We start from the raw sequence: 25,633 nt of genomic DNA on the forward strand, positions 1-25,633 counted from the left end.
ATTAAGTCATGCTACTGATCGTAGCATGATTTTTTATTTATAAGAATTTATAATTTTATAAATAAATATTCATTTGCTACTAAAATTGTAACAGTATTAGCAGTATAAAATAGAAGTATGTGCAATATTAAACAATCTAAGAAAATAGGCAAGCAGTATATATAACAGTGAATAAAAGTATTTCAATTAGATTAACTTTAGTAGTAGTATCATCATCCATGTGTTAAAATCATTGTATAAATATTCGTTTATAGAGGTGCTACACATGGCAAAAAAATCAGTAAGACATATTAAAATAAGAGAAATTATATCTAATGAAAAAATTGAAACACAAGATGAATTGGTAAAGCGTTTAAATGAATATGAGTTAAATGTAACTCAAGCAACTGTTTCTCGTGACATTAAAGAATTACAATTAATTAAGGTACCTACACCTTCTGGTCAATATGTTTATAGTTTACCTAATGACAGAAAATATCATCCATTAGAAAAACTTGGTCGTTATTTAATGGATTCATTTGTAAACATTGATGGTACAGGAAATCTTTTAGTACTTAAAACATTACCTGGTAACGCTCAATCAATTGGAGCAATCCTAGATCAAATAGACTGGGATGAAGTGCTAGGAACAATTTGTGGTGATGATACTTGTTTAATTATATGCAGAGATGAATCTGCAAGTGAAAAAATTAAAACGCGTATCTTTAATTTACTATAAGTATAAGGAAGTGATTATGAATGCTACAAACCTTATCGATTAAACAATTCGCAATTATAGATGAATTAGAAGTGAATTTTGGTGATGGCTTAACTGTTTTAAGTGGTGAAACTGGTGCTGGTAAATCAATTATTATAGACGCAATTGGGCAACTAATTGGCATGCGTGCATCATCAAACTATGTTAGACACGGTGAGAAAAAAGCAGTGATTGAAGGTATCTTTGATATTGATAATAGTAAAGAAGCCATTTCAATACTTCATGATTTATCAATCGATATAGATGAGGACTTTTTATTAGTAAAAAGAGAAATATTCAGCTCTGGTAAGAGTATTTGTAGAGTTAATAATCAAACAGTTACTTTACAAGATTTGCGAAAAATAATGCAAGAATTACTAGATATACATGGCCAACATGAAACACAAACTTTATTAAAACAAAAATATCATTTACATTTATTAGATAGTTATGCTGAAAATACATATCAAACGCTACTTGAATCGTATGTTGATACTTTTGATAAATATAAAGCTAAGAAAAAAGAATTAGCCGATTTAGAGTCTGCTGATCAAGCATTATTACAAAGGTTAGACTTGTTGAAATTTCAATATGATGAATTACAAGAAGCGAATCTTATTGAAAACGAAGTCCCACAACTTGAAACCGATATCAAACGTATTCAAAATTCCGAAAGTCTAAGTTTAGCGTTAAACAATGCACATATTACATTAACGGATGAGCATGCTATTACAGACCGTTTATACGAATTGAGTCATCAATTACAATCAATCAGTGAAATTTTACCAGAAAAATACGATGAACTAAAAGAAGATGTCGACCAGTTTTATTACACACTTGAGGACGCTAAACATCAATTATACGATGATTTAACGAATACAGAATTTGATGAACAATATTTAAATGAATTAGAATCTAGGATGAATTTATTAAATAGTTTAAAGCGTAAATATGGTAAAGATATCAATGAACTTATTATGTATCAAGATAAAATGGCTGACGAAATTAATAAGATTGAAAATTATGAAGAAAGTACAGCTCAATTACGTCAAGAAATAGATGATTTATATAAAAATGTTATGGAATTAGGGGAAAAGTTATCACAAGAAAGAAGAATTGTCGCTCAATCTTTGCGTAATCATATTGTAGATGAAATCCAAAACCTACAGATGAACGATGCTAATTTAGAAATTTCATTTAAACCATTAGACACACCTAATCGAGAAGGTATAGAATTTGTAGAATTTTTAATCAGTCCAAATAAAGGCGAACCTTTAAAAAGCTTAAATAAAATAGCTTCTGGAGGAGAATTGTCCAGAATTATGTTAGCGCTAAAAACTATCTTTGTAAAAACTAGAGGCCAAACAGCCATTTTATTTGATGAAGTAGATTCTGGTGTGTCTGGTAAGGCTGCTCAAAAAATGGCAGAAAAAATGAAAGGACTGGCTGAACACATTCAAGTGATATGCATCTCGCATCTACCACAAGTTGCATCAATGAGTGACCATCATTTATTTATTAGTAAAAATACAGATGATGAAAGAACAACAACACAAGTTAAAGAATTGACTGGAGAAGAGCGTATCGATGAAGTAGCGAGAATGATTTCAGGCGCTACTGTGACAAAATTAACCAAACAAAATGCTAAGGAAATGATAGAACAGAATCACAATTTATAATAAAAATTTAAATTCATTATTGTTATTTTTAGTGCTAGCTGAATTTGATAAATAATCAGTGAAGGATGTTGATTTTATGCGATTCCAACAATTAGTTGAACCATGTGAAACAATGACTGGAAATGTAGCGGTTTTATATGCAAATGATGAAAAAATGATAGCAGTATTAGTTAAAGCATTAAAATTAACTAACATAGATATTTTTATTTATGATACCCAAGACACTACAGAAATCATACGTTCTTTTGATTTAGAACCCCAAATCTTGAATAGGATTCATGTGCTAACATTTTCAAGTGATTACCAATTACTAAAACAATGTTCAGAAGATCTATCACAAGGAAAAGTTACTGTTTTAATGAAAGGAAAAATGAAAGCCACATCAATGATTTCTTTTGTTTTAAGCAATAAAAACTTTATAGATCAATATGGCTTTTTAAATCATGTTGCGTGCTTTAGTATTCCTAATTATCACAAAACGTTAATGATTAGTGACGTTGCATATAATGTAGCCCCGACAATTGAAGAAAAAAAACAAATCATTAAAAATTTAACTACTTTCAGCAAAGCACTAGGTTATGATGAATTTAACATAGGTTTATTATCTTCAGTAGAACAAGCATCTAAAAAGATTTTGTCATCTATAGATGCTGAAAAATTAAAAAATATTTTCAATCGAACATCTGATACAGATGCGAAAATAGACGGACCCATTCTTTTTGATCATGCAATCAGTAAAAAAAGAGCAATTGAAAAAAATAATACATCTAGTATTGCTGGTAACGTTGATGCACTTCTAGTTTCCAATATAGATGTTGGGAGTGCATTGTTAAAATCTTTAACTTATTTTGGAAATGCTTCTGTTTCTAGTTTGTTACTCGGAGCAAAATTCCCTATTGTTTTCACATCTAGGACAGAAAGTAAACAAAATAAATTAAACTCTTTATTACTTGCTTTGAAATCACAAAATAAATTTAACTTCTAATTATATTTGAATTTTTACACTATTATTTAGGTTATTAATTTTATAATATTGAATTTTGATGTAAGATAGTAAAGGATATAAATTAATAGAAAACTATTTCTTTTGCGCTTGTATTTAAATAAAGTATGAAGCATACGATTTTTCTATAAAAGACTTATTGTAATCATAGTAACCATCAATATTTCATTATCTAGACAATTCTTTTAAAATATAGAATTAAAGCATTTGAAAAATAAAGGATTTTAGAAATTTTAAAAACACGCATTGAAATCACTTTTAAAACTCAAAGGTGATTTTATTCGCATGTTTAAAATAATTAATATCAAACAATTTAGTTTAATAAAAAATTAAAATTTGTTATGAATTTGATTTTTATATTGTATATTGATTTTCAATTACTTTGCTAAATTTTTTGTTTAAATATGATTATTGACATAGTACTAAGATTACAGTTAGGAGTAAAAATATGGCAGACGAAAAATATGATTTAGTAATTTTAGGTGGGGGCACTGCTGGGTATGTGTCCGCAATTAGAGCATCTCAATTAGGGAAAAAAGTTGCACTTGTAGAAAAGTCACTTTTAGGCGGCACATGTTTACATAAAGGATGCATACCAACAAAAGCACTTTTGAAATCAGCTGATGTATTAAGAACAGTAGTAAATTCGAGTGGATTTGGTGTAGATGTAGATGCATTTAAATTAAATTTTTCACGAATTCAAGCACGTAAAAATGAAGTTGTCCAACAAATGTTCAAAGGTGTTGAACAACTTATGAATCATAATAAAATTGATGTATTTAATGGGGTGGGACGAATATTAGGTCCATCTATTTTCTCACCTCAAAGCGGTACTATTTCAGTAGAATACGAAAATGGTGAATCAGAATTAATTCCAAATAATAATGTATTAATCTGTACCGGTACATCTCCAATGCCTTTACCCTTTTTACCATTTGATGGAAACACTGTGCTATCCAGTGACGATATATTAAAACTAGATAAATTACCCCAATCACTTGCGATCATTGGTGGAGGTGTCATAGGTTTAGAATTCGCATCTTTAATGACGGATTTTGGGGTTGAAGTAGTTGTCATAGAAGCAGGTAAACGAATCTTACCGACTGAAAGTAAATCCATCGCAAATACATTAAAAAATGATTTAATACAACGTGGTGTGAAATTTTATGAAAATACACAACTATCAAAAGAACAAGTCTCAATTGAAGACTCTGGTATCAATATTTTATTGAATGATGAAACGACTCATTTTGAAAAATGCTTAGTCGCAATTGGTAGAAAGCCCAATACGGATGATATTGGCTTAAATAATACAAAAATAAAATTATCAGATGCCAATCATATAATTGTAAATGAATATCAACAAACTGAAGACAAACATATATATGCTGCAGGTGATTGTATCGGTAAATTACAACTCGCACATGTAGGATCCAAAGAAGGCATAACAGCAATTGACCATATGTTTGATGCTTCACCAATATCAGTTGACTATGATAAAATGCCAAAATGTGTTTATACGCAACCTGAAGTTGCAAGTATTGGGCAAAATTTAGAACAAGCAAAATCTAATAAGCTTAATGCAAAAGCCTTTAAAGTTCCGTTTAAAGCAATCGGCAAAGCTGTTATAGAAAATGTTACAAATCAAAATGGCTTTTGTGAAATCATAATCGATCAGGATAATGATACTGTACTTGGACTTAATATGATTGGTCCACATGTAACAGAATTAATTAATGAAGTATCATTAATGCAATTTATGAATGGCTCCACTCTAGAACTTGGATTAACTACTCATGCTCATCCATCGCTGTCTGAAGTGTTAATGGAGTTAGGCTTAAAAGTTGAAAACAGATCGATTCATGTTTAAATAAGGAGGAAATAAGATGTTTGATTATAAATCAGTTGGACTTGAAGCGTCTGACTTACAAACCATGTATAAATGGATGGACTTAGGTCGTAAAATAGATGAGCGCATGTGGCTTTTAAACCGTGCTGGGAAAATCCCATTTATCATAAGCTGCCAGGGGCAAGAGGCGACACAAATAGGTATGGCATATGCTATGCATGAGGGAGACATATCTTCACCTTATTATAGAGATTTAGCGTTTGTAACTTATATGGGTATGACAGCATTAGACTCAATGCTAGCTGCATTCGGTAAACGTGATGATATAAATTCCGGTGGGAAACAAATGCCTTCTCATTTTGGAAAAAGAGAAAAAGGTATATTATCACAAAGTTCTCCTGTTGGCACACAAATATTACACGCTGTAGGTGCTGCATTAGCATTAAAGATGGATAATAAGCCTAATATTGCTATGGCAACTGTGGGAGAAGGTAGTTCAAACCAAGGTGATTTTCATGAAGGTCTCAATTTTGCTGGTGTTCACAATCTTCCATTTATTTGCGTGATTGAAAACAACAAATATGCAATTTCAGTACCCGACACGCTACAATATGGTGCAGAAAAATTATCTGATCGCGCTATTGGTTATGGTATGCATGGCGAGCATGTCGATGGTAATGATCCAATAGCAATGTATAAAGTAATGAAAGAAGCACGAGAACGCGCATTGAATGGAGAGGGATCGACATTAATCGAAGCAATGTGTACAAGAATGACTGCACACTCATCAGATGATGATGACAAGTATCGTACACAAGAAGAACGTGATGGGTTAAAATCATTAGACTGCAACCTAAAATTCAAATCTTTTTTATTAGAAGAAGGTATCATTGATGAACAATGGTTGGATGAAATAGAAAAAGAACATAAAGAGATTGTAAATCAAGCAACAAAAGAAGCTGAAAAAGCTCCTTATCCATCACCAGAAGAAACTTACACATATGTCTACGAAGAAGGGAGCTTAAATAATGGCTAAATTATCTTATTTAGAAGCAATTCATCAAGGCCTAGATCAAGCAATGGAAAAAGACAATGACGTTTTTGTATTAGGTGAGGATGTTGGTAAAAAAGGTGGCGTGTTTGGTCTCACATTAGATTTACAGCAAAAATATGGAGAAGCAAGAGTGTTAGATACACCACTTGCAGAATCGAATATTGTGGGTACTAGTATTGGTGCTGCTATGTTAGGTAAACGACCAGTTGCAGAAATTCAATTTGCTGAATATATTTTACCTGCAACGAATCAAATTATGAGTGAAGCAGCAAAAATGAGATACCGCTCTAATAATGATTGGCATTGTCCTATTACTATTCGTTCTCCATTTGGTGGAGGCATACATGGTGCACTTTATCATTCACAAAGTGTTGAATCCATTTTTGCTTCTACGCCGGGGCTCACAATTGTTATTCCGTCCACACCATATGATGCGAAAGGCTTATTATTAGCATCAATCGAATCAAATGACCCAGTATTATATTTCGAACATAAAAAAGCTTATCGCTTACTTAAAGAAGAAGTGCCAGAATCGTATTATACAGTGCCAATTGGTAAAGCTGATGTTAAGCGTGAAGGCGACGATATTACTGTATTTACTTATGGTCTTTGTGTCAATTACTGTATTCAAGCAGCTGATATGCTTGCTGAAGATGATATAAATGTTGAAGTAGTTGATTTACGCACAGTCTATCCTTTAGATAAAGAAACGATTATTGAGAGAGCTAAATTAACAGGTAAGGTTTTATTGGTCACTGAAGATAACCTAGAAGGTAGTATCATATCTGAAGTTGCTGCAATTATTGCTGAAAATTGTCTGTTTGATTTAGATGCACCGATAATGAGACTTGCTGGACCAGATGTTCCTTCAATGCCATTTGCACCAACACTCGAAGATGAGTTTATGATTAATCCAGATAAGATAAAAATTAAAATGCGTGAACTCGCAGAATTTTAAGGAGGCACAATGATGGAAATAAAAATGCCTAAACTCGGAGAAAGTGTGCATGAGGGCACAATAGAACAATGGCTCGTTTCAGTAGGCGATAAAGTAGAAGAGTATGACCCACTTTGTGAGGTTATTACGGATAAAGTAACTGCAGAAGTGCCTTCATCATACGCTGGTACAATCCGCGAAATTATTGTGGAGGAAGGTACAACAGTAGAAGTTGGTGAAGTAATTTGTTATTTAGATACTGAGGAAGAAGTATCCAATGAAAATACCGATAATAATACTACAAATGAACAAGATGAATATACATCAGAATCAACACAAACTATGGTTGATTCCTCTAATGTAAATGATAGCACGACTGATGCGTCAGATAATCTTCCGAAAAATAACGGACGCTTTTCACCGGTAGTATTTAAACTTGCGTCTGAACATCAAATCGACCTTTCACAAGTCAAAGGGACTGGCTTTGAAGGTAGAGTAACCAAAAAAGATATAGAGAAAGTAATCAAAGAAGGTACTAATAAATTAGGTTCAGAAATCATCGCTCCTAAAGACTCTCCTAAAGTCAATAAGCAAGTTCAATATAACGAACCATCTCCTGGCTCTGCAATTCCAGTAAATGGTGTTCGCAAACAAATAGCTGAAAATATGGTGAACAGTGTTAATGAAATCCCACATGCTTGGATGATGGTTGAGGCAGATGCTACAAACTTAGTTAAAACAAGAAATTATCATAAAAATAGTTTCAAAGAAAATGAAGGTTATAACCTTACTTATTTTGCGTTCTTTGTAAAGGCGGTTGCAGAAGGATTAAAAGCATATCCTTTACTCAATAGTAGTTGGCAAAATTCCGAAATAGTTATGCATAAAGATGTCAACATTTCAATTGCAGTAGCTGATGAAGAAAAATTATATGTTCCTGTAATCAAAAATGCAGATGAAAAATCCTTAAAAGGCATTGCTAGAGAAATAAATGATTTAGCACAAAAAGCACGTAATAAAAAATTAAAATCTGAAGATATGCAAGGTGGTACATTTACGGTCAATAATACTGGTACATTTGGCTCAGTATCATCTATGGGTATTATCAATCACCCAGAAGCCGCTATACTGCAAATTGAATCCATCATCAAAAAGCCCGTTGTTATTGATGATATGATAGCTATTAGACACATGGTTAATCTATGTATTTCTATTGATCATCGTATATTAGATGGTTTGCAAGCAGGTAGATTTATGAATTTCGTTAAGACAAGAATTGAGCAATACTCTATAGAAAATACAAGTATTTACTAGTTTTTATAGTATAAACAAATGGTAATTTATATCAAAATGGTAAGTTAGAAATCAAATTTGATTATTTTGATTTCTAACTTATTTTTTTAAATAACTATTGTTCAAGCATTTCACGAAAAGCGAACTTACTTTCTCATTAAACACACATGTTGAACTATTGTCTATATATTAGTAAAATGAAATTAATAAATTGATAATGAAAGGTGATTTGAATATGGATTTAAATTTTGATTTATATATGAATGATGTAGTAAGCCAAGCAAGAAATGAAATTGAGGAAGCGGGTTATGAACAATTAACAACAGCAGATGAAGTTGATAAAGTGTTAAGTCAAGAAGGTACATCACTTGTTATGGTTAATTCAGTTTGTGGTTGTGCTGGTGGGATTGCTAGACCAGCAGCTACGCACGCTTTACATTATGATAAATTACCAGACAGACTAGTGACAGTGTTTGCTGGACAAGACAAAGAAGCTACACAACAAGCAAGAGATTATTTTAAAGGATACGCACCATCAAGCCCATCATTTGCATTAATAAAAAATGGTGAAATCACACAAATGATAGAACGTCATCAAATCGAAGGCCATGATGTGATGGACGTTATTAATCAATTACAAAATTTATTTGATACTTATTGTGATGAAAGATAGAGGTTGACACCGATGATGCGATTAAATCCATATCGAATCGGATTCAGAACAATTAAAACTGCTGTAGGTATGGCACTAGGAATTATCATTGCTAAATTAATGGGATTAGATAATTTTGCTTCTAGTGCCATTTTAGTAGTGCTTTGTATTAAACATACCAAAGTGCATTCACTTCAAGCGATTATATCAAGATTTGTATCTTGTATATTAATCCTTATAATAGGGTCAATAGCTTTCAGTTACTTCGGTCAAAATGCTATTATTTTAGGTCTAATCGTATTATTTTTTATACCGCTCACTGTTGTATTTAAAGTACAGGAAGGCGTAGTTACAAGTTGTGTCATTTTGCTGCATGTATTTAATGCTGAAGTGATTGACATGCACTTGTTTATCAATGAAATTTTATTATTAATTGTGGGCCTTGGTATTGCATTCATAATGAATTTAATCATGCCTAGCCTAGACTTTAAACTTAAACAATATAAAGAAGAAATAGAAAATCAATTTACAACAATTTTTGAAATATTTAGTAATAATTGTAAAGAACCCAATGCTTCATTAAATATTTCTTTCAACCAGTTACAACTTACGATTCAAAAGGCAAAATCAATTGCATTTAGAGATGTTAAAAATCATTTCGTACGTAATGAAAATTCTTACTATCATTATTTTGATATGAGAGAAGAGCAGTTAGAACTACTTGAAAGAATGTCTAAAATGATACAAAACATTGAAACGAAAGATATGCTGTTAACTAAAATCAGCAGTTTATTTTTGGAAGTGGCTCATAACGTAAATAGTAATGACTATACAGTGTTACGATTGCATTCTCTCTATGAAATTAAAATAGAGTTAGAACAATTAGAGTTACCAAAAACACATGCTTCATTTAGAACTAGAGCAAGTATTAAACAACTACTCAATGAATTAGAAGAATATTTAGAAGTTAAATCACAATTTGGATCCTTAAAATTACATAAAGATACAAAATCAACAATTTTTTCATAGAAAGCATAAATAATAATCACCTTGGCCTAGTTAAGAGAATGACATCTATTTTCTTTATACCTAGGCCATTTTAATTAAAATTGTACAGAAAAAGAGCTTGTGATATAAAGTTCTTGGACTAGTGAAAAAAGACAATTTCTATTAAAATAACATAGAAATTGCCTTTTTCATTATTGTTTTGATTACGGTTGATGATATGATGTATTACCACGATGATATTTGAATACATCGAATACATTTGCAGGGATAGTTTCAACGATTTCATTAACATGTCGTGACAAACACATATAAATGCGACGTATTTTGGCGAGACGCTTGAGGGAACAGGACAAGCTGAAGACTACAAGCTAAAGCTGTCGCCTAAGAAAGTGAGCCTACAATACGAAGTATGGAATAAAAAAGAAGCACTCAGATGAAATGAATTAAATCATCTAAGTGCTATTTTTAACGGATTTATGTCTCAATCCGATAGAAAAAATTTTTAAAAGTTAAGCTTTGATTTTAATTCGTTAAAGGAACTATACTTGTCAAGATTAATGCAAGTACTACTGCTACCAACATAACTACAATTATAAATCTAAGCACTTTATTGTTATTCAATCTTTATTCCTCCATAATATATCCAATGCGTTTTATTAATCATTATTGTACTTTGAAGCATCCACAATAATTTTAAGTATCTTTATTTTATCAATGTATATTATAACATAACAAGTCTAACACGTATAAACATATTTGTTTTACTAAACTTTAAACTTATGTAAACTAAAATAAATTGTGATTATAGAAAAGGGGATAAATATGATAAATGAAAAACGTCTATTAGAGACATTTTTAACACTCGTTCAAATTGATTCAGAAAGTGGAAATGAACAAACTATACAAAACCATTTAAAAAAATTGATGGAGCAACAAAATATAGATATCAGCGAAGACAAAGCGAGTATTCAAAATGAAGCATTAGGTGCTAATAATTTAATATGCACATTAAAGGCTACTCCAAATTTTGAGCATCTTGAGAAAATATATTTTACAAGTCACATGGATACAGTTGTACCAGGTCAAAAAATTGTACCAACTGTAAAAGAAGATGGATACATATACTCAGATGGAACTACAATTTTAGGCGCAGATGATAAAGCAGGTTTAGCAGCTATTATAGAATTTATCCGTGTCATTAACGAACAAAATTTGCCTCATGGTCAAATACAATTTATTTTAACTGTAGGAGAAGAAATAGGTTTAGAGGGTGCGAAAGCTATAGATAAAACTTTACTAGATGCAAATTATGGCTTTGCGATTGATGCAAGTGTTCCAGTCGGTACAACAGTAGTAGGTGCGCCAACACAAATGAAACTGAATGCCACAATATTTGGAAAAACAGCACACGCCAGTACGCCTAACCATGGGATTAGCGCAATTAATGTAGCAGCAAAAGCAATTAGTGAGATGAACTTAGGTCGAATAGATGAATATACTACAGCTAATATCGGTCGCTTTGAAGGTGGATCAGCTACCAATATTGTGGCTGAAAAAGTAACATTAAATGCAGAAGCACGTTCGCATTTAGATGAAAGTATTATCAAACAAGTGAATCATATGAAATCTGTATTTGAAACAACTGCAAAAAAGTACCATTGTCATGCAGAAGTAGAAATCATCAAAAGTTATCCAGGATTTAAAATTTCTGATGATGCAACGGTTACTTCTATAGCAAAATCTAGCGCTTTATCTTTAGGTTTAGAAGCAAATACCGTCATTGCTGGTGGCGGATCAGATGGTAATATAATCAATCAACTTGGTATACCTACAGTCATTTTAGGTGTCGGTTATGAAAACATTCACACTACAGAAGAAAGAATATCAATTAAATCTTTAAATCAGTTAGCTAATCAACTTTTAAGTATCAACGATGTGGTTATTAAACAATCTATAAACTGATTATGTGAATCTAAAGATACCTTTGTGATACAATGTACTAGAAAACTTTAATAAGAGAGGTTAGTTAAATGACACAACAAATAGGTGTAGTAGGTTTAGCCGTAATGGGTAAAAACCTTGCTTGGAATATTGAATCACGCGGATACAGCGTATCAGTTTTTAACCGTTCTTCAGAAAAAACAGATGAAATGGTAAAAGAATCTGAAGGAAAAAACATACATCCAACATATTCAATGGAAGAATTTGTAAATTCCTTAGAAAAACCCCGTAAAATTTTATTAATGGTAAAAGCTGGTACAGCGACAGACGCAACAATTGATACTCTATTACCATTATTAGATGATGACGATATTTTAATTGATGGCGGTAATACAAATTATCAAGATACAATCAGACGAAACAAAGCTTTAGCTGAAAGTGGTGTTAACTTTATTGGTATGGGTGTATCTGGCGGTGAAGTTGGTGCATTGACTGGACCTTCACTTATGCCCGGCGGACAAGAAGCAGCTTTTAATAAAGTGAGTCATATATTAGAAGCTATATCAGCAAAAGCAAAAGATGGTGCACCATGTGTAGCTTATATTGGTCCAAATGGTGCTGGTCATTACGTTAAAATGGTTCATAATGGTATAGAATATGCTGACATGCAATTAATTGCAGAAAGTTATGCAATGATGAAAGACTTGCTAGGTATGTCACATAAAGATATTGCTCAAACATTTAAAGATTGGAATGCTGGTGAATTATCAAGTTATTTAATAGAAATTACTGGTGATATTTTCAATAAATTAGATGATGAAACGAATGGTCCATTAGTTGAACAAATATTAGATACAGCTGGCCAAAAAGGTACTGGTAAATGGACATCTATAAATGCTTTAGAATTAGGAATACCTTTAACAATTATCACTGAGTCAGTATTTGCTCGTTTTATTTCTTCAATTAAAGAAGAACGTGTAAATGCTTCAAAACAATTAAATGGACCAAATGCAAAATTTGAAGGTGATAAGGAAGCATTCCTTGAAAAAATCCGTAAAGCACTTTACATGAGTAAAATTTGTTCTTATGCACAAGGTTTTGCTCAAATGAGAAAAGCTAGTGAAGACAATGCATGGAACCTTCAACTTGGTGAACTTGCTATGATATGGCGTGAAGGTTGCATTATCCGTGCTCAATTTTTACAAAAAATTAAAGAAGCATACGATAATGATAGCGATCTACAAAACTTACTATTAGATCCTTATTTCAAAGATATCGTTACGAATTATCAAGAAGCTTTACGTGACGTTGTTGCAACAGGCGTACAAAATGGCGTTCCGACACCAGGTTTTTCTGCAAGTATTAACTACTATGATAGTTATCGTTCAGAAAATCTACCAGCAAACTTAATCCAAGCACAACGTGATTACTTTGGTGCACATACTTATGAACGTAAAGATCGTTCTGGTATTTTCCATACACAATGGATTGAAGAATAATTTAGATATATTATAATGGTCAGTTTTGAATAACTAACTTAGAAGACCTAAAAATTGTCAGAGATATACACAATTCAGACTTTAAATTATATAATTTCATTAGAATAATTATATAATAACTTCAAATAATGGAGTGAAATTAAAACACTTTCGTTGAATTCATAATAAAAAATGAATTTATACGGAAGTGTTTTTTCTCGTATCATAAATACATAATAATTTCTACGTTTTGTAACCTACTGACGCGTAGTGGTGTGTTAAGAGATAGATACTACAGACTCGGATTATGTAAATCATATCCCGAGGCAAGCATGCATAGTCAAAATAGAAAGCATTTTCATAAAGTTATCTTAATATTTTAAACATGAGATTGTTGTTTCTCCCATTTCACTTGCTTTCGAGTAATAATTATTAATATAAGTTACTAATTTTTTAACATTATATTGTTTTATCAATTATCTATATGCTTTTTCAAAAATAATAAATATATTCATTTGTAAGCGATTGCGCTAAAATTTTGACTTTTATACGTACATTAATTAATCTATTAATATATGTGATTAAGTCTATTATATTTAATATTGTATTAACCTATGACAGTTTAAACATTGATACTATTTTTCATGCTATATTTATATGACATGATTGTTCATAGTTAAAATTTTAGATATAAATATTGATAGGATTTAACAAATTCAATAACTTTAAAGGGGGATATATATGAAAAGGGAATGGTGGAAAGAAGCAATCGCTTATCAAGTTTATCCAAGAAGCTTTAATGATACTAATAGCGACGGTATCGGAGATTTAAAAGGTGTGATAGAAAAGTTAGATTACTTAGATGATTTAGGAATTGATGTTATTTGGCTTAGCCCAATGTATAAATCGCCAAATGATGATAATGGCTATGATATAAGTGACTATAAAGATATCATGGATGAGTTTGGAACAATGGACGATTTTGATCAATTATTAGATGAAGTACACCAAAGAGATATGAAGTTAATATTAGATTTAGTCGTTAATCATACATCAGACGAACATCAATGGTTTATAGAATCAAAATCAAGTAAAGATAACCCTAAACGTGACTGGTATATATGGAGAGATCCGAAACCAGATGGATCGGAGCCAAATAATTGGGAAAGTATATTTAATGGATCTACATGGGAATTTGATGAACAAACAGGTCAATATTATTTTCATTTATTCAGTAAAAAGCAACCAGATTTAAACTGGGAAAACCAAGAAGTCAGAAATGCTATTTTTGAAATGATGAATTGGTGGTTTAATAAAGGTATAGATGGTTTTAGAGTAGATGCTATAACACATATTAAAAAAACATTTGAAGCTGGTGACTTAAAACTACCAGAAGGAAAAGTTTATGCGCCGGCTTTTGAAGTAGATATGAATCAGCCTGGCATACAAACTTGGTTACAAGAAATGAAAGATAAATCTTTAAGTCATTATGATATTATGACCGTAGGAGAAGCAAATGGTGTTAGTCCAGAAAACGCTGAACCTTGGGTAGGTGAGACAACTGGCAAATTCAATATGATTTTTCAGTTTGAACATTTAAGCTTGTGGAATTCAGGCGATGTTAAATTTGACGTCAATGCATATAAAAATGTACTCAATGAATGGCAAAAGAAACTTGAAAATGTTGGATGGAATGCATTGTTTATTGAAAATCACGATCAGCCAAGACGTGTATCAACTTGGGGTGATGATACTCATTATTGGTTTGAATCTGCTACAAGTCATGCAGTCGTATATTTTTTGCAGCAAGGCACACCATTTGTCTATCAAGGTCAAGAAATTGGTATGACCAATTATCCATTTGATGATATTGAAACCTTTAATGATGTTGCAGTGGTCAATGAATACGAAATTGTCAAACAACAAGGTGGCGATGTCTCAAAACTATTAGATAAGCATAAAAAAGAAAATAGAGATAATTCTAGAACGCCTATGCAGTGGAATAGTTCTTACTTTGCAGGATTTTCAGATGTAACGCCTTGGTTTCCTGTAAATCCAAACTACAAAAACATTAATGTTGCACATCAACAAAAAGATCCAGATTCAATATTAAATTTCTATAAAGCTTTAATAAAGTTAAAAAAATCTCATGATGTTTTTACATATGGTGAATTTAATTTGGTTGATTCAAAAAATAACCAAATATTTGCATATACACGAGAATTAAATGAGCAATATGTACTAATTGTTGGTAATTTAACAAATAAAAAAGCTGCATTATCCTTTGATGCAAGCTTCCTAGAAGAAAACATATTACTACATAACTACAAAAATAACACGATTGATTTTGAAAATATACAACCATACGAAGCATTTGTAATTAAACTTTAGAAACAATTATCTAGCAATTAAGATAATGATTAACTAACAAAAATATAGCGAGTAAGCAACTTATATAAAAATATGTTTGCTTGCTCGCTATATATTGTTTAAGCGTATTTTTATGGTTTTATTCTAATATGTCATATTGTTCTTGATCAACAGGCATCCATAATTGAACTTTAGTGAATGGATCATCGAATGAAATGTCAAATGGATAAACTTCAACGTACAAACTATTATGTTCATAGGGTAAAGTCATTTGAAGGCTAGTCTCTATATAATACCACGCTTCATTGACTACATAATCCATCTCACCTTGTAAATTAAATTTAGCATATTGTCTTTCAGGTAAGAAACGACTTTCAAGGTGCGCAGGATATCTTTCACTCGGTACGCCAACAAAAATTTCCATTCCATTATCAAGCGGACAATTAACCACAAAGAGTTCATGTGGACTCGTATCATTATATCGTTGTAATTCTTTAATTTTATCGTCAATTAATAAATCCTCTAAAAAATCAGGCACTTTAAAAGGGTTATCAATTTCTTCTGAATTTAAGAACTTAGCATAACCTACTAAAGACAAACCTTGTGTATCTTCCAAACGGTACGCATAAGGGGCACGTTCTGTAGTAGTAAGTTTAATATAAAGCCTTGATTGCAATTTTAATTCGTCTCGTTTTGTATTGACTTGAATAGGAGAAACACCATGAAAATCACTAAAATCATTAGCAAAATCATTAGCGTCTTTATAACTATACTTTTTTGCAACATCTACCAAGCGAGCTGAACCACTTAAAATGTCTTGTGCTGCTAAAGTCAACCTTCTTGACCTTGCATATTCTGTTGGTGATTGACCTACAATCATTTTAAATGATTGATCAATATGAAATGGTGAAAGACCAACGTAATCACTAAGTGCTTGCAAATGTAGAGGCTCTAGCAAATGATCTTCAATATATACAATTGCCTGTTGGATTTGCTTGATAACGTCCAAAACTTTCACTCCTAAATTATAACGAAATACAAATGATTATGTACCTCGTTACTTTTCTATACATAATGTTATGAATCATTGTTGATTAATTCTATTTTACATCATTTTCATGTGACTTACATCTCAAAAATATTAAATAGGGTAAAATGTAAACATCCTAAAATTGTATATGAATGATTTAATCAATAGTCTAAATCATAACACAAATAAGGTATAATAAAAAAGCAACAACACAAGCTCAGATTGAAACTTGTATCATTGCCTTATTTTTAAAAAGTTGATTAATGGATATCGTCCCACCAGTGGAAGCCATCTCTACTCAATAGTAAATCACTCGCTAATGGACCATTTGTTCCAGCTGTATAATTAGGGAATTCTGGTTCATTTTGGTTCCACTCTTCTTGTATTGCATCAACAAATTTCCAAGTTGATTTTAATTCTTCCCAATGCGTAAAGTTAGTTGCATCTCCATTTAAACAGTCAAATAATAAATTTTCATAAGCATCCACTGTGTTCATTTTATCTTGTGCACTCATTGCGTATGATAGTTGAACTGGCTCAGTTTCAATGCCTTGTACATTCTTTTTAGCATTTAAGTGTAAAGAAACACCTTCATTTGGTTGAATATTAATAACTAATAGGTTGGAATCTAGTTTTTTATCTGTTTTATAGTATAAATTCATTGGAACTTCTTTGAATTCGACGACTACTTGTATCGTTTTACTCTTCATTCGTTTACCAGTTCTTATGTAGAACGGTACGCCAGCCCATCTAAAATTATCAATGGTTAGTTTACCAGAAACAAAAGTTGGCGTTGTAGAATCTTCTGCAACACGATCCTCATCTCTATATCTTTTAACTTGCTGTCCTTCTATGATGCCTTCATCATATTGACCACGAACAAAGTTTTGACGAACTTCTTCAGGTTCTAGTTTGCGTAATGATTTTAAAGCCTTAACTTTTTCTGCTCTGATATCTTCACTATTTAAACTTATAGGTGCTTCCATTGCTAGCAAAGCAACCATTTGCAGCATATGGTTTTGGACCATATCTTTTAATGCACCACTAGATTCGTAGTAGCCACCTCTGTCTTCAACTCCAAGTACTTCCGAAGAAGTAACTTGAATGTTTGAAATATATTTGTTATTCCATAATGGTTCAAACATTGCATTAGCAAAACGAAGTACTTCAATATTTTGCACCATATCTTTACCAAGATAGTGGTCAATACGGTAAATTTCTTCTTCCTTAAATGAACGACGTAGTTGTTCATTTAATTTTTCAGCAGATTCTAAATCTGAACCAAATGGTTTTTCAATAACTAAACGTTTGAAACCAGTTGTATCTGTTAATCCAGAAGATTTTAAATAATCAGATATAACACCAAAGAAATTTGGAGCCATAGCTAAATAAAAGAGTCTATTACCTTGTAATTGGAAATCGTGATCTAATTTATTACTGAATTCTAATAGTGATTGATAACTTGCTTCGTCACTTACATCGTATTTGTGATAAAATACGTGTTCCATAAACTTATCTAGGTGTTTAGTATCTTTAACGTGTTCTTGAATTGACGACTTCACTTGACTACGGAAATCATCGTTTGTTAAGTCTCTTCTACCAATTCCAACGATTGCAATGTGCTCATTCAAATTTTCTTGTTGGTATAAATGGAATAATGATGGAAATAATTTTCTGTGACTAAGATCACCAGTTGCTCCAAAAATTGTAATTAAGCATGGGATATCTTTATTTCTAGTATTCAAGATCAAAACCTCAATTCTTTATTAAATCTGTATTTATTATAGACCAATACACCAGTATCTTCCCACAATTTTGCTTGTAATATCATATTTTATTATATTTTTAATACTTTTATATGATAAAATATGAACAAGAAGAGGAGGCATATGCATGGAAATTACGTTTTTTGGGACAAGTGCTGGTCTGCCAACTAAAGAAAGAAATACCCAAGCGATTGCATTAAATTTGGAACCATACTCCAATAGCATTTGGCTTTTTGATGTTGGTGAAGGCACACAGCATCAAATATTACACCATTCAATCAAATTAGGAAAAGTAGATCACATTTTTATTACGCATATGCATGGTGATCATATATTTGGTTTACCTGGGTTACTCACAAGTCGATCTTTTCAAGGGGGCGAAGATAAGCCTCTTACTATTATTGGTCCAAAAGGTATTAAATCATATATAGAAACTACTTTAACTTTATCAGAATCAAAATTAAATTATCCAATCACTTATATTGAAATAGAGGAACAACTTTCTTATCATCACAATGGATTTAATGTTGAAGCACATATGTTAAATCATGGTATTCCTTCTTTTGGATATAGGGTAGAAGCGCCATATAAATCTGGTAAAATCAATGTTGAAGCGCTCAGAAACATTGGTTTAGAACCAGGACCTAAATATCAAGATGTAAAAAACAATGAAACATTTGAATACAAAGGTGAGATTTATAACTCTAAAGATTTTAAAGATGAAGCAATTAAAGGCCCAGTCGTAGCAATTTTTGGAGATACTATGCCTTGTAAAAATGAAATGATAATTGCACGTGATGCAAATATCATGGTACATGAAAGTACATATATAGAAGGAGATAAATCATTAGCTAATAGCTATCACCATAGCCATATTGATGACGTTTTTGAATTGATGAGAGAAGCAAATGTTGACTATAGTTTAATAACACATATCAGCAATCGTTATACTAAAGAAGAGGTGTGCGATATTAGTAAATCGCTTAAAGCTTTGAGTAATACACCACCATTTAGTTTTGTCAGTGATTTTGATTCTTGGCAATTTTAATAAATGAAAAGTGGGGCAGTTTTCTAAAAATTATAGTATTTTACAATTTAGATTACTGTCCCACTTTTTATAATAATTTAAGCTTTTTAAATTTTAATCATTGTCTTGGTTAGATAATTCAATACTTCTATTTACTGCAGAACGTAAACAATCTTCGAAAATAGCTTCTATATCATGATCTGCAAGTGCATTAAGGCCTGCTTGTGTTGTACCACCTTTAGAAGTAATATTTTTTCTTAACTGTTCCATACTCAATTCTGAGCGTTCTATCATTTTGCTCGTCCCTATGATTAAATTACGAATTGATTCTTCTACCTGTGATTTTTCCAAACCCAAACGTGTACCCGCTGTGACATATTGCTCAAAGACATGGTATAAAAAAGCTGGACCGCTTCCAGTAATTGCTGTAACTTGATGCAAATTATCTTCTGAAACTTCTATCGCAGATCCAAATGCGTTTATTAAATTATCAACTTCTTCTTTTGACTTAGCGCCAAAATTATTAGAAAAGCTAATACCAGTAACTGAATGTCCAACATGGGCATTTGTGTTTGGCATGATACGTGCAATTGGGTTGTTAGAAGCCAATTTTTCACGAATATAGTTTATCGGTAAACCAGCCATAATAGAAATGAATTTATTTTTTTCTGCAATATATGGCTTAATACGCTCTGCTAAATCATCAAAATCATATGGTTTCGTTCCTAAGAATACATAATCTGCATCTTTTAACAATGCTGCATCATCATAGCTATAATTAACACCTAACTCGTCAGCATATTCTTTTAATGCAACTTCATTTGAACGATTCGTTAAATAAATATTATTAGAATCAATCACTTTAGAACTAACAATACCTGTAAAAATTGCATGCGCCATATTTCCGGCACCATAAAATACTAGTTTCATGTGAAGACTTCACTTCCTCTTTGCTTTTTATGTTTCCATACTAACATAGATTTAAATTATGGCTAAGAATTTTTAAAGACCTGTGGCAAAATATCGTTTACACTCATATACTTAAACTATGAATTTAAAGCAAGGAGAATTTACTATGATAGGTAAACATTTTGTGTTAACTGGTGGTACAAGTGGATTAGGTAAAGCTATATTAAAAGCATTATTATCTAAAAGAGCATATGTTACTGTACTTGCCCGAAATCCAGATAAACTAAAACAATTCGCAACGCAATATGATACGGAACATCTAAATATCATTAAATGCGATTTACAATCACAACAAGAAATCATTGATTTAAAGGAATACTTTCAATACCAAACCATTGATGGACTTATATACAGTTCTGGCCTTGGGTATTTTAAATCTATTGAAGACCATACATTTGTAGAAATGCTTGAAACATATAAATTAAATGTGCTCCATTTCAATATATTAATGAAAGTTTTACAACCGGCATTCTCAAAAAATCCAATAATAGTAGGTATAGGTAGCCAAGCTGCCTTTATAAGTCAAGGTTATGCTGCACATTATGGTGCAAGTAAAGCAGCTTTTAACCAATTGTTAAATGCACTGCGTATCGAGAAACCAAATTATCATATTATGACTGTTAATACTGGGCCAATAGCGACACCATTTCATGAAAAAGCAGATCCATCTATGAAATTTGCCAAAAAATACAGGGACATGATGCTTGACCCAGAAAAATTAGCAAACCAAATTATCAATGGTATAATTGAGAAAAAATTAGAAATCAATCAACCTAGATGGATGCACCATTTATTAAAAATTTATCAATTGATGCCACGGTTTATAGAAAAAAACTTTACTTCATTATTTAAGAACAAAGGTTAGCACTTCTTCAAAGTTTGGAAATATTCATTTTGACTAAAGCATTAAAATAGAAGACAGCAATGTCATGGATTAAGAAGCTTTATAAAAATAAAAACGTCAATTTCTATAAAATCATAAGAGAAATTGACGTTTTTGCTTTGATAGAAGTTATTTATATTTTTATCTTTGCTCAGACATACATGTTTTAGGACAACGAAAAGAGATTTATTTAAAATGTTGGGTATATTCTAAATTTTTCACTCGATCTTGCGCTGCTTTTAATGCTTCTAAACTTATGTCTTTTGAACGTTGATAATTTTTTACATTTTCATCTAGCTGATCTGTACTACTTGCACCTACAATGATAGAACCTAATGCATCATGAGAAGTTAAATAATTAAAAGTAAGTGCAGATAAATTACTTTCAATTTCTTTAATTGATGCAATTGTTTCTCCAAGTTCTTGATAAGTATAATCAAAAATACCATCACTAAATTTTGAATCTAACACATTGTTACTTTTAGCAGTTAATAACCCTTTAAATACTGGACCACGTGCTAGTACTTTAACTTTTTTAGCATGTACATCATCTAAAAGTTGCTCTGGTCTGTTATCAATTAAATTAAATTGAGACATTAGCGTTTCGATATCGCTATGTTCTAAATAGTAATCAATCACGTTAGGTCTGATTGAAGAAATACCATAAGCACGGATAATACCTTCTTTCTTTAATTCATCGAAAGCACTAATTGTTTCATCAATTGGATCCTCGATTGTACCACCGTGTAACTGATATAAATCTAAATGATCTAATCCGAGTCTTTTCAAGGATCCTTTCACTGCTTCTTTGATATAAGATTTAGAAGGATCCCAAGTTGTAGAACCATCTTCTGTTAAACGATTTCCTACTTTTGTACCAATAATGATATCATCTCTATTTTGATATTTTTTTAAAGTCTCACCAACAATTGTTTCGTTTACACCTTTGTCATACATATCAGCTGTATCAAAATACGTGATACCATGTTCAATTGCACGTTCAATGATAGGCTCTGCTTGTTTCTTACTTGTTCCAAGACTCATACAACCTAAACCTAACTCTGAAATTTCTATACCGCTTTTCAAAACATTTTTTTGCATGTTTTATCTCCTTTCGATACACTTGAATAATAGGGCGTAGACGTAATAAAGTAAGATGGATTTTCAATATTAAATCTATACATAGCATAATGAAACAAGTATATGTTCATTCGCTATTCCCATAATAACTAATGAGTACATCTTAACAATATCTTAAATCAATTAAAAGGACTGTGATTATTTATGAACCTATTTGAAAAGACTTTACATAGTACTTCTATTTATAAAGGGACAATCATTGATTTAGAAGTCCACGATGTTGAACTACCCGATGGACAAACTTCTAAACGTGAATTGATATACCACAATGGTGCTGTCGCAGTTTGTCCAATTACACCTGAAAACAAAGTGATATTAGTGAAACAATTTCGTAAAGCTTGTGAAAAACCACTTTTAGAAATTCCTGCAGGCAAATTGGAACAAGGTGAAGAACGAATTTCAGCTGCCAAACGTGAACTTGAAGAAGAAACAGGTTATATTGCTGATGAATTAGAACATATAACTGAAATGTATGGTTCTCCAGGTTTCTCAAATGAGAAATTATCAATTTATATAGCTGAAAATTTAACAAAAGGTAAAATGCAATTAGATGAAGATGAATTTTTAGAATTAGCATATTATGATATGAACGAAATAAAAACGTTGTTAGACAATAAAGAAATAGAAGACGCAAAAACTATAATTGCTTTACAACATTTAATACTTAATTATAATCATTATAAATAAGATGCGAGAATACTTGCGAATTTTATCAATTATTGGTATTTTATATATATATATCATAACTAAATTAAAATGATTATAATTATTAGTAGGGGAGTGAGGCTTCCGTGGAAGAACGATTAAATCGCGTGAAGCAACAATTACAGCAATCATCTTATAAATTGACGCCACAACGTGAAGCAACTTTAAGAGTTTTAATTGAAAATGAAAAAGACCATTTAAGTGCTGAAGATGTTTATTTGAAAGTTAAAGACAAAGCACCTGAAATTGGACTTGCAACTGTATATCGTACTTTAGAATTGCTAGCAGAATTGAAAGTGGTAGATAAAATAAATTTCGGAGATGGTGTTGCTCGATTCGATTTGAGAAAAGAAGGAGCAAAACATTTTCATCACCATCTTGTTTGTATGGAATGTGGTAAAGTAGAAGAAATCGAAGAAGACTTATTACCTCGTGTAGAGGAAAGAGTTGAAAATGAATTTGAATTTAAAATATTAGACCATCGTTTAACATTCCATGGTATTTGTGCGTCATGCCAAGCAAAAGGGAAATAAATTTAAAAATACTATTTCAGAAATAGAGGTAGTACAGTGAAAAATATTATAGATGAATATTTGAAATTTATACAATTAGAAAAAGGGTTAAGTGTAAATACAATTGGTGCATATCGAAGAGATTTAAAGAAATATGATGAATTTTTAACATTACACAAAATTAGTCATATTGATTTTGTGGATAGACAACTTATTCAAGAATGTTTGGGTCACTTACATGATGAAGGCGCATCTTCAAAATCATTAGCTCGCTTCATTTCTACTATTCGTAGTTTTCATCAGTTTGCATTAAGAGAAAAATATGCAGCAAAAGACCCAACGGTATTAATAGAAACACCTAAATATGATCGTAAATTACCAGATGTTTTAGAAATAGATGAAGTACTGAGACTATTAGAAACACCTGATTTATCCAAAAACAACGGCTATAGAGATCGCACAATGTTAGAATTACTTTACGCTACCGGCATGCGTGTATCAGAACTGATTCAGATTGAATTAGAAGACGTTAATTTAATTATGGGCTTTATACGTGTTTTTGGTAAAGGAAATAAAGAAAGAATTGTGCCATTAGGCGATACAGTGATTGAATACTTAAACACTTATTTAGAAACGGTAAGACCACAATTATTAAAAAATACGGTCACTGATACACTATTTTTAAACATGCACGGCAAACCTTTATCGAGACAAGCGATATGGAAAATGATTAAACAAAATGGTATCAAAGCAAATATATTAAAAACTTTAACACCACATACATTAAGACATTCATTTGCTACCCATTTACTTGAAAACGGAGCAGATTTACGTGCAGTACAAGAAATGCTCGGTCATTCTGATATATCAACAACACAATTGTATACACACGTTTCGAAATCACAAATTCGTAAGATGTATAACGAATTTCATCCAAGAGCATAAACACAGACTGGTTTATTCGATTGAATAACTGGACTGTGTTTTTTTATTGATGCCATAGCATGTAACAAATCATCTACGTAAGTAAAGTGTTTATACTGATCTATTTCGCGCTTGTAATGCACGTTTCCTTGCCGCTTCAACTTCAGTTCTATCCCTTTTTAAATGGTGGTCTATGATATAATCATCTTCAATTTTATAATATGTCAGCACATAATTCGGGTACTGTTCTAATACAATTTGTTCCATTGTATCTGTTAAAGGTAGATGAATTGGCTCAAAAGATTTCTCTTTTTTTGCAGCTTTAATTAATCCAACTAGCAGACTTTTATACGGTTGTATATCTAGTCCAATATTAATCGCTGAATCATAGTTTTCAATAACTTTTAATGCCTTATTAAAAGATTTGTGGGCGCCTACATAATTTTGTCTACGGTAATGATAAGATCCAGTTGCAATCAATATAAGACTCACAACAGCATCATTCTTATTGTAATTTGGGTTAGTTTTCCAAGCTTCTTCTAAAATATCGTGACAAAGAAAATAATGTTGCTTTGTATGAAATTGAAAATAAAAATCTTTTAGTGCATTTTTCAACATGAATATCGCTCCGATTTTAAATGTTTATAATAAACATGCTATAATAATTTAGTGAATTA

At 31.4% G+C, this 25,633-nt stretch carries 22 protein-coding genes and 1 pseudogene; 17 read left to right on the forward strand and 6 right to left on the reverse strand.

Annotated elements, in window-relative coordinates; all coding sequences use genetic code 11:
- The first annotated feature begins 265 nt into the window (after positions 1-265).
- The 9 genes from ahrC to KA824_RS03455 all read left to right on the forward strand — a co-directional run bounded on the left by ahrC (position 266) and on the right by KA824_RS03455 (position 10,232).
- Positions 266-718, forward strand: coding sequence for a transcriptional regulator AhrC/ArgR (ahrC, locus tag KA824_RS03415; RefSeq protein ID WP_019468379.1), 453 nt, complete (start codon positions 266-268; stop codon positions 716-718).
- A 20-nt stretch (positions 719-738) separates the two neighbouring features.
- Positions 739-2,415 carry a DNA repair protein RecN gene (recN, locus tag KA824_RS03420; protein ID WP_107385016.1) on the forward strand — a complete coding sequence of 559 codons (1,677 nt, stop codon included), beginning with the start codon at positions 739-741 and terminating at the stop codon, positions 2,413-2,415.
- Positions 2,416-2,491: 76 nt separating this feature from the next.
- Positions 2,492-3,400: a phosphate acyltransferase gene (locus KA824_RS03425; RefSeq protein ID WP_107385017.1), complete on the forward strand. Its 909-nt coding sequence runs from the start codon at positions 2,492-2,494 to the stop codon at positions 3,398-3,400.
- A gap of 466 nt (positions 3,401-3,866) precedes the next feature.
- Entirely contained in the window at positions 3,867-5,288 is a 1,422-nt protein-coding gene (gene lpdA, locus KA824_RS03430; protein WP_181187589.1) for a dihydrolipoyl dehydrogenase, read from the forward strand.
- Between the two features lie 16 nt (positions 5,289-5,304).
- A complete protein-coding gene (locus KA824_RS03435) occupies positions 5,305-6,303 on the forward strand; it encodes a thiamine pyrophosphate-dependent dehydrogenase E1 component subunit alpha (protein ID WP_181187588.1) in 999 nt (332 codons plus the stop codon).
- Positions 6,296-7,279, forward strand: coding sequence for an alpha-ketoacid dehydrogenase subunit beta (locus KA824_RS03440; RefSeq protein ID WP_181187587.1), 984 nt, complete (start codon positions 6,296-6,298; stop codon positions 7,277-7,279). The genes KA824_RS03435 and KA824_RS03440 overlap by 8 nt, the downstream gene beginning before the upstream one ends.
- 12 nt (positions 7,280-7,291) lie before the next feature.
- Positions 7,292-8,572 carry a dihydrolipoamide acetyltransferase family protein gene (locus KA824_RS03445; protein ID WP_119535955.1) on the forward strand — a complete coding sequence of 427 codons (1,281 nt, stop codon included), beginning with the start codon at positions 7,292-7,294 and terminating at the stop codon, positions 8,570-8,572.
- A gap of 214 nt (positions 8,573-8,786) precedes the next feature.
- Positions 8,787-9,224 carry a bacilliredoxin BrxB gene (brxB, locus tag KA824_RS03450; protein WP_107385022.1) on the forward strand — a complete coding sequence of 146 codons (438 nt, stop codon included), beginning with the start codon at positions 8,787-8,789 and terminating at the stop codon, positions 9,222-9,224.
- Between the two features lie 12 nt (positions 9,225-9,236).
- The gene (locus KA824_RS03455; protein ID WP_181187586.1) at positions 9,237-10,232 is read left to right on the forward strand and encodes an aromatic acid exporter family protein; all 996 of its coding nucleotides are present in this window, start codon (positions 9,237-9,239) and stop codon (positions 10,230-10,232) included.
- A gap of 501 nt (positions 10,233-10,733) precedes the next feature.
- Here KA824_RS03455 and KA824_RS03460 read toward each other — a convergent pair.
- Positions 10,734-10,823 (reverse strand): annotated as a pseudogene (locus KA824_RS03460) (hypothetical protein); the annotation flags it as partial.
- Positions 10,824-11,033: 210 nt separating this feature from the next.
- Here KA824_RS03460 and KA824_RS03465 point away from each other — a divergent pair.
- The 3 genes from KA824_RS03465 (at position 11,034) to KA824_RS03475 (ending at position 16,021) form a co-directional block, all read left to right on the forward strand.
- Positions 11,034-12,173 carry a M20/M25/M40 family metallo-hydrolase gene (locus tag KA824_RS03465; RefSeq protein ID WP_181187585.1) on the forward strand — a complete coding sequence of 380 codons (1,140 nt, stop codon included), beginning with the start codon at positions 11,034-11,036 and terminating at the stop codon, positions 12,171-12,173.
- A 68-nt stretch (positions 12,174-12,241) separates the two neighbouring features.
- Positions 12,242-13,651, forward strand: coding sequence for an NADP-dependent phosphogluconate dehydrogenase (gene gndA, locus KA824_RS03470; protein WP_107385326.1), 1,410 nt, complete (start codon positions 12,242-12,244; stop codon positions 13,649-13,651).
- Between the two features lie 720 nt (positions 13,652-14,371).
- Positions 14,372-16,021, forward strand: coding sequence for a glycoside hydrolase family 13 protein (locus KA824_RS03475; RefSeq protein WP_181187584.1), 1,650 nt, complete (start codon positions 14,372-14,374; stop codon positions 16,019-16,021).
- A 118-nt stretch (positions 16,022-16,139) separates the two neighbouring features.
- Here the strand turns inward: KA824_RS03475 and KA824_RS03480 are convergent, their stop codons facing one another.
- Together KA824_RS03480 and zwf are read right to left on the reverse strand one after the other, a co-directional pair.
- Positions 16,140-17,009 (reverse strand): AraC family transcriptional regulator, encoded by an 870-nt coding sequence (locus KA824_RS03480; RefSeq protein ID WP_107504957.1) that lies wholly within the window; start codon positions 17,007-17,009, stop codon positions 16,140-16,142.
- A 281-nt stretch (positions 17,010-17,290) separates the two neighbouring features.
- Positions 17,291-18,775, reverse strand: a complete 1,485-nt coding sequence (gene zwf / locus KA824_RS03485) for a glucose-6-phosphate dehydrogenase (protein ID WP_181187583.1) — start codon at positions 18,773-18,775, stop codon at positions 17,291-17,293.
- A gap of 148 nt (positions 18,776-18,923) precedes the next feature.
- Here zwf and rnz point away from each other — a divergent pair, with 148 nt between their 5' ends.
- Positions 18,924-19,844: a ribonuclease Z gene (gene rnz / locus KA824_RS03490; protein ID WP_107385122.1), complete on the forward strand. Its 921-nt coding sequence runs from the start codon at positions 18,924-18,926 to the stop codon at positions 19,842-19,844.
- A gap of 93 nt (positions 19,845-19,937) precedes the next feature.
- On the opposite strand, the gene proC is transcribed toward rnz, so the two are convergent.
- Entirely contained in the window at positions 19,938-20,753 is an 816-nt protein-coding gene (gene proC / locus KA824_RS03495; protein WP_107385121.1) for a pyrroline-5-carboxylate reductase, read from the reverse strand.
- A 145-nt stretch (positions 20,754-20,898) separates the two neighbouring features.
- On the opposite strand from proC, the gene KA824_RS03500 reads away from it, so the two are divergent.
- Complete coding sequence (locus KA824_RS03500) at positions 20,899-21,657, forward strand: SDR family NAD(P)-dependent oxidoreductase (RefSeq protein WP_107385120.1); 759 nt, start codon at positions 20,899-20,901, stop codon at positions 21,655-21,657.
- A 204-nt stretch (positions 21,658-21,861) separates the two neighbouring features.
- Here KA824_RS03500 and KA824_RS03505 read toward each other — a convergent pair whose 3' ends face one another.
- Complete coding sequence (locus tag KA824_RS03505) at positions 21,862-22,776, reverse strand: aldo/keto reductase (protein ID WP_181187582.1); 915 nt, start codon at positions 22,774-22,776, stop codon at positions 21,862-21,864.
- A 183-nt stretch (positions 22,777-22,959) separates the two neighbouring features.
- Between KA824_RS03505 and KA824_RS03510 the strand changes: the two genes are divergently transcribed.
- The 3 genes from KA824_RS03510 to xerD all read left to right on the forward strand — a co-directional run bounded on the left by KA824_RS03510 (position 22,960) and on the right by xerD (position 24,977).
- Entirely contained in the window at positions 22,960-23,502 is a 543-nt protein-coding gene (locus KA824_RS03510; RefSeq protein ID WP_107385118.1) for an NUDIX hydrolase, read from the forward strand.
- 104 nt (positions 23,503-23,606) lie between these two features.
- Entirely contained in the window at positions 23,607-24,053 is a 447-nt protein-coding gene (fur, locus tag KA824_RS03515) for a ferric iron uptake transcriptional regulator (RefSeq protein WP_019468360.1), read from the forward strand.
- 36 nt (positions 24,054-24,089) lie between these two features.
- A complete protein-coding gene (gene xerD / locus KA824_RS03520) occupies positions 24,090-24,977 on the forward strand; it encodes a site-specific tyrosine recombinase XerD (protein WP_064208929.1) in 888 nt (295 codons plus the stop codon).
- Positions 24,978-25,067: 90 nt separating this feature from the next.
- On the opposite strand, the gene KA824_RS03525 is transcribed toward xerD, so the two are convergent.
- A complete protein-coding gene (locus tag KA824_RS03525; protein ID WP_107385277.1) occupies positions 25,068-25,571 on the reverse strand; it encodes a DUF309 domain-containing protein in 504 nt (167 codons plus the stop codon).
- Between the last annotated feature and the right edge of the window lie 62 nt (positions 25,572-25,633).

The organism is Staphylococcus sp. GDY8P198P, from assembly GCF_017891615.1.
Taxonomy (GTDB): domain Bacteria; phylum Bacillota; class Bacilli; order Staphylococcales; family Staphylococcaceae; genus Staphylococcus; species Staphylococcus cohnii.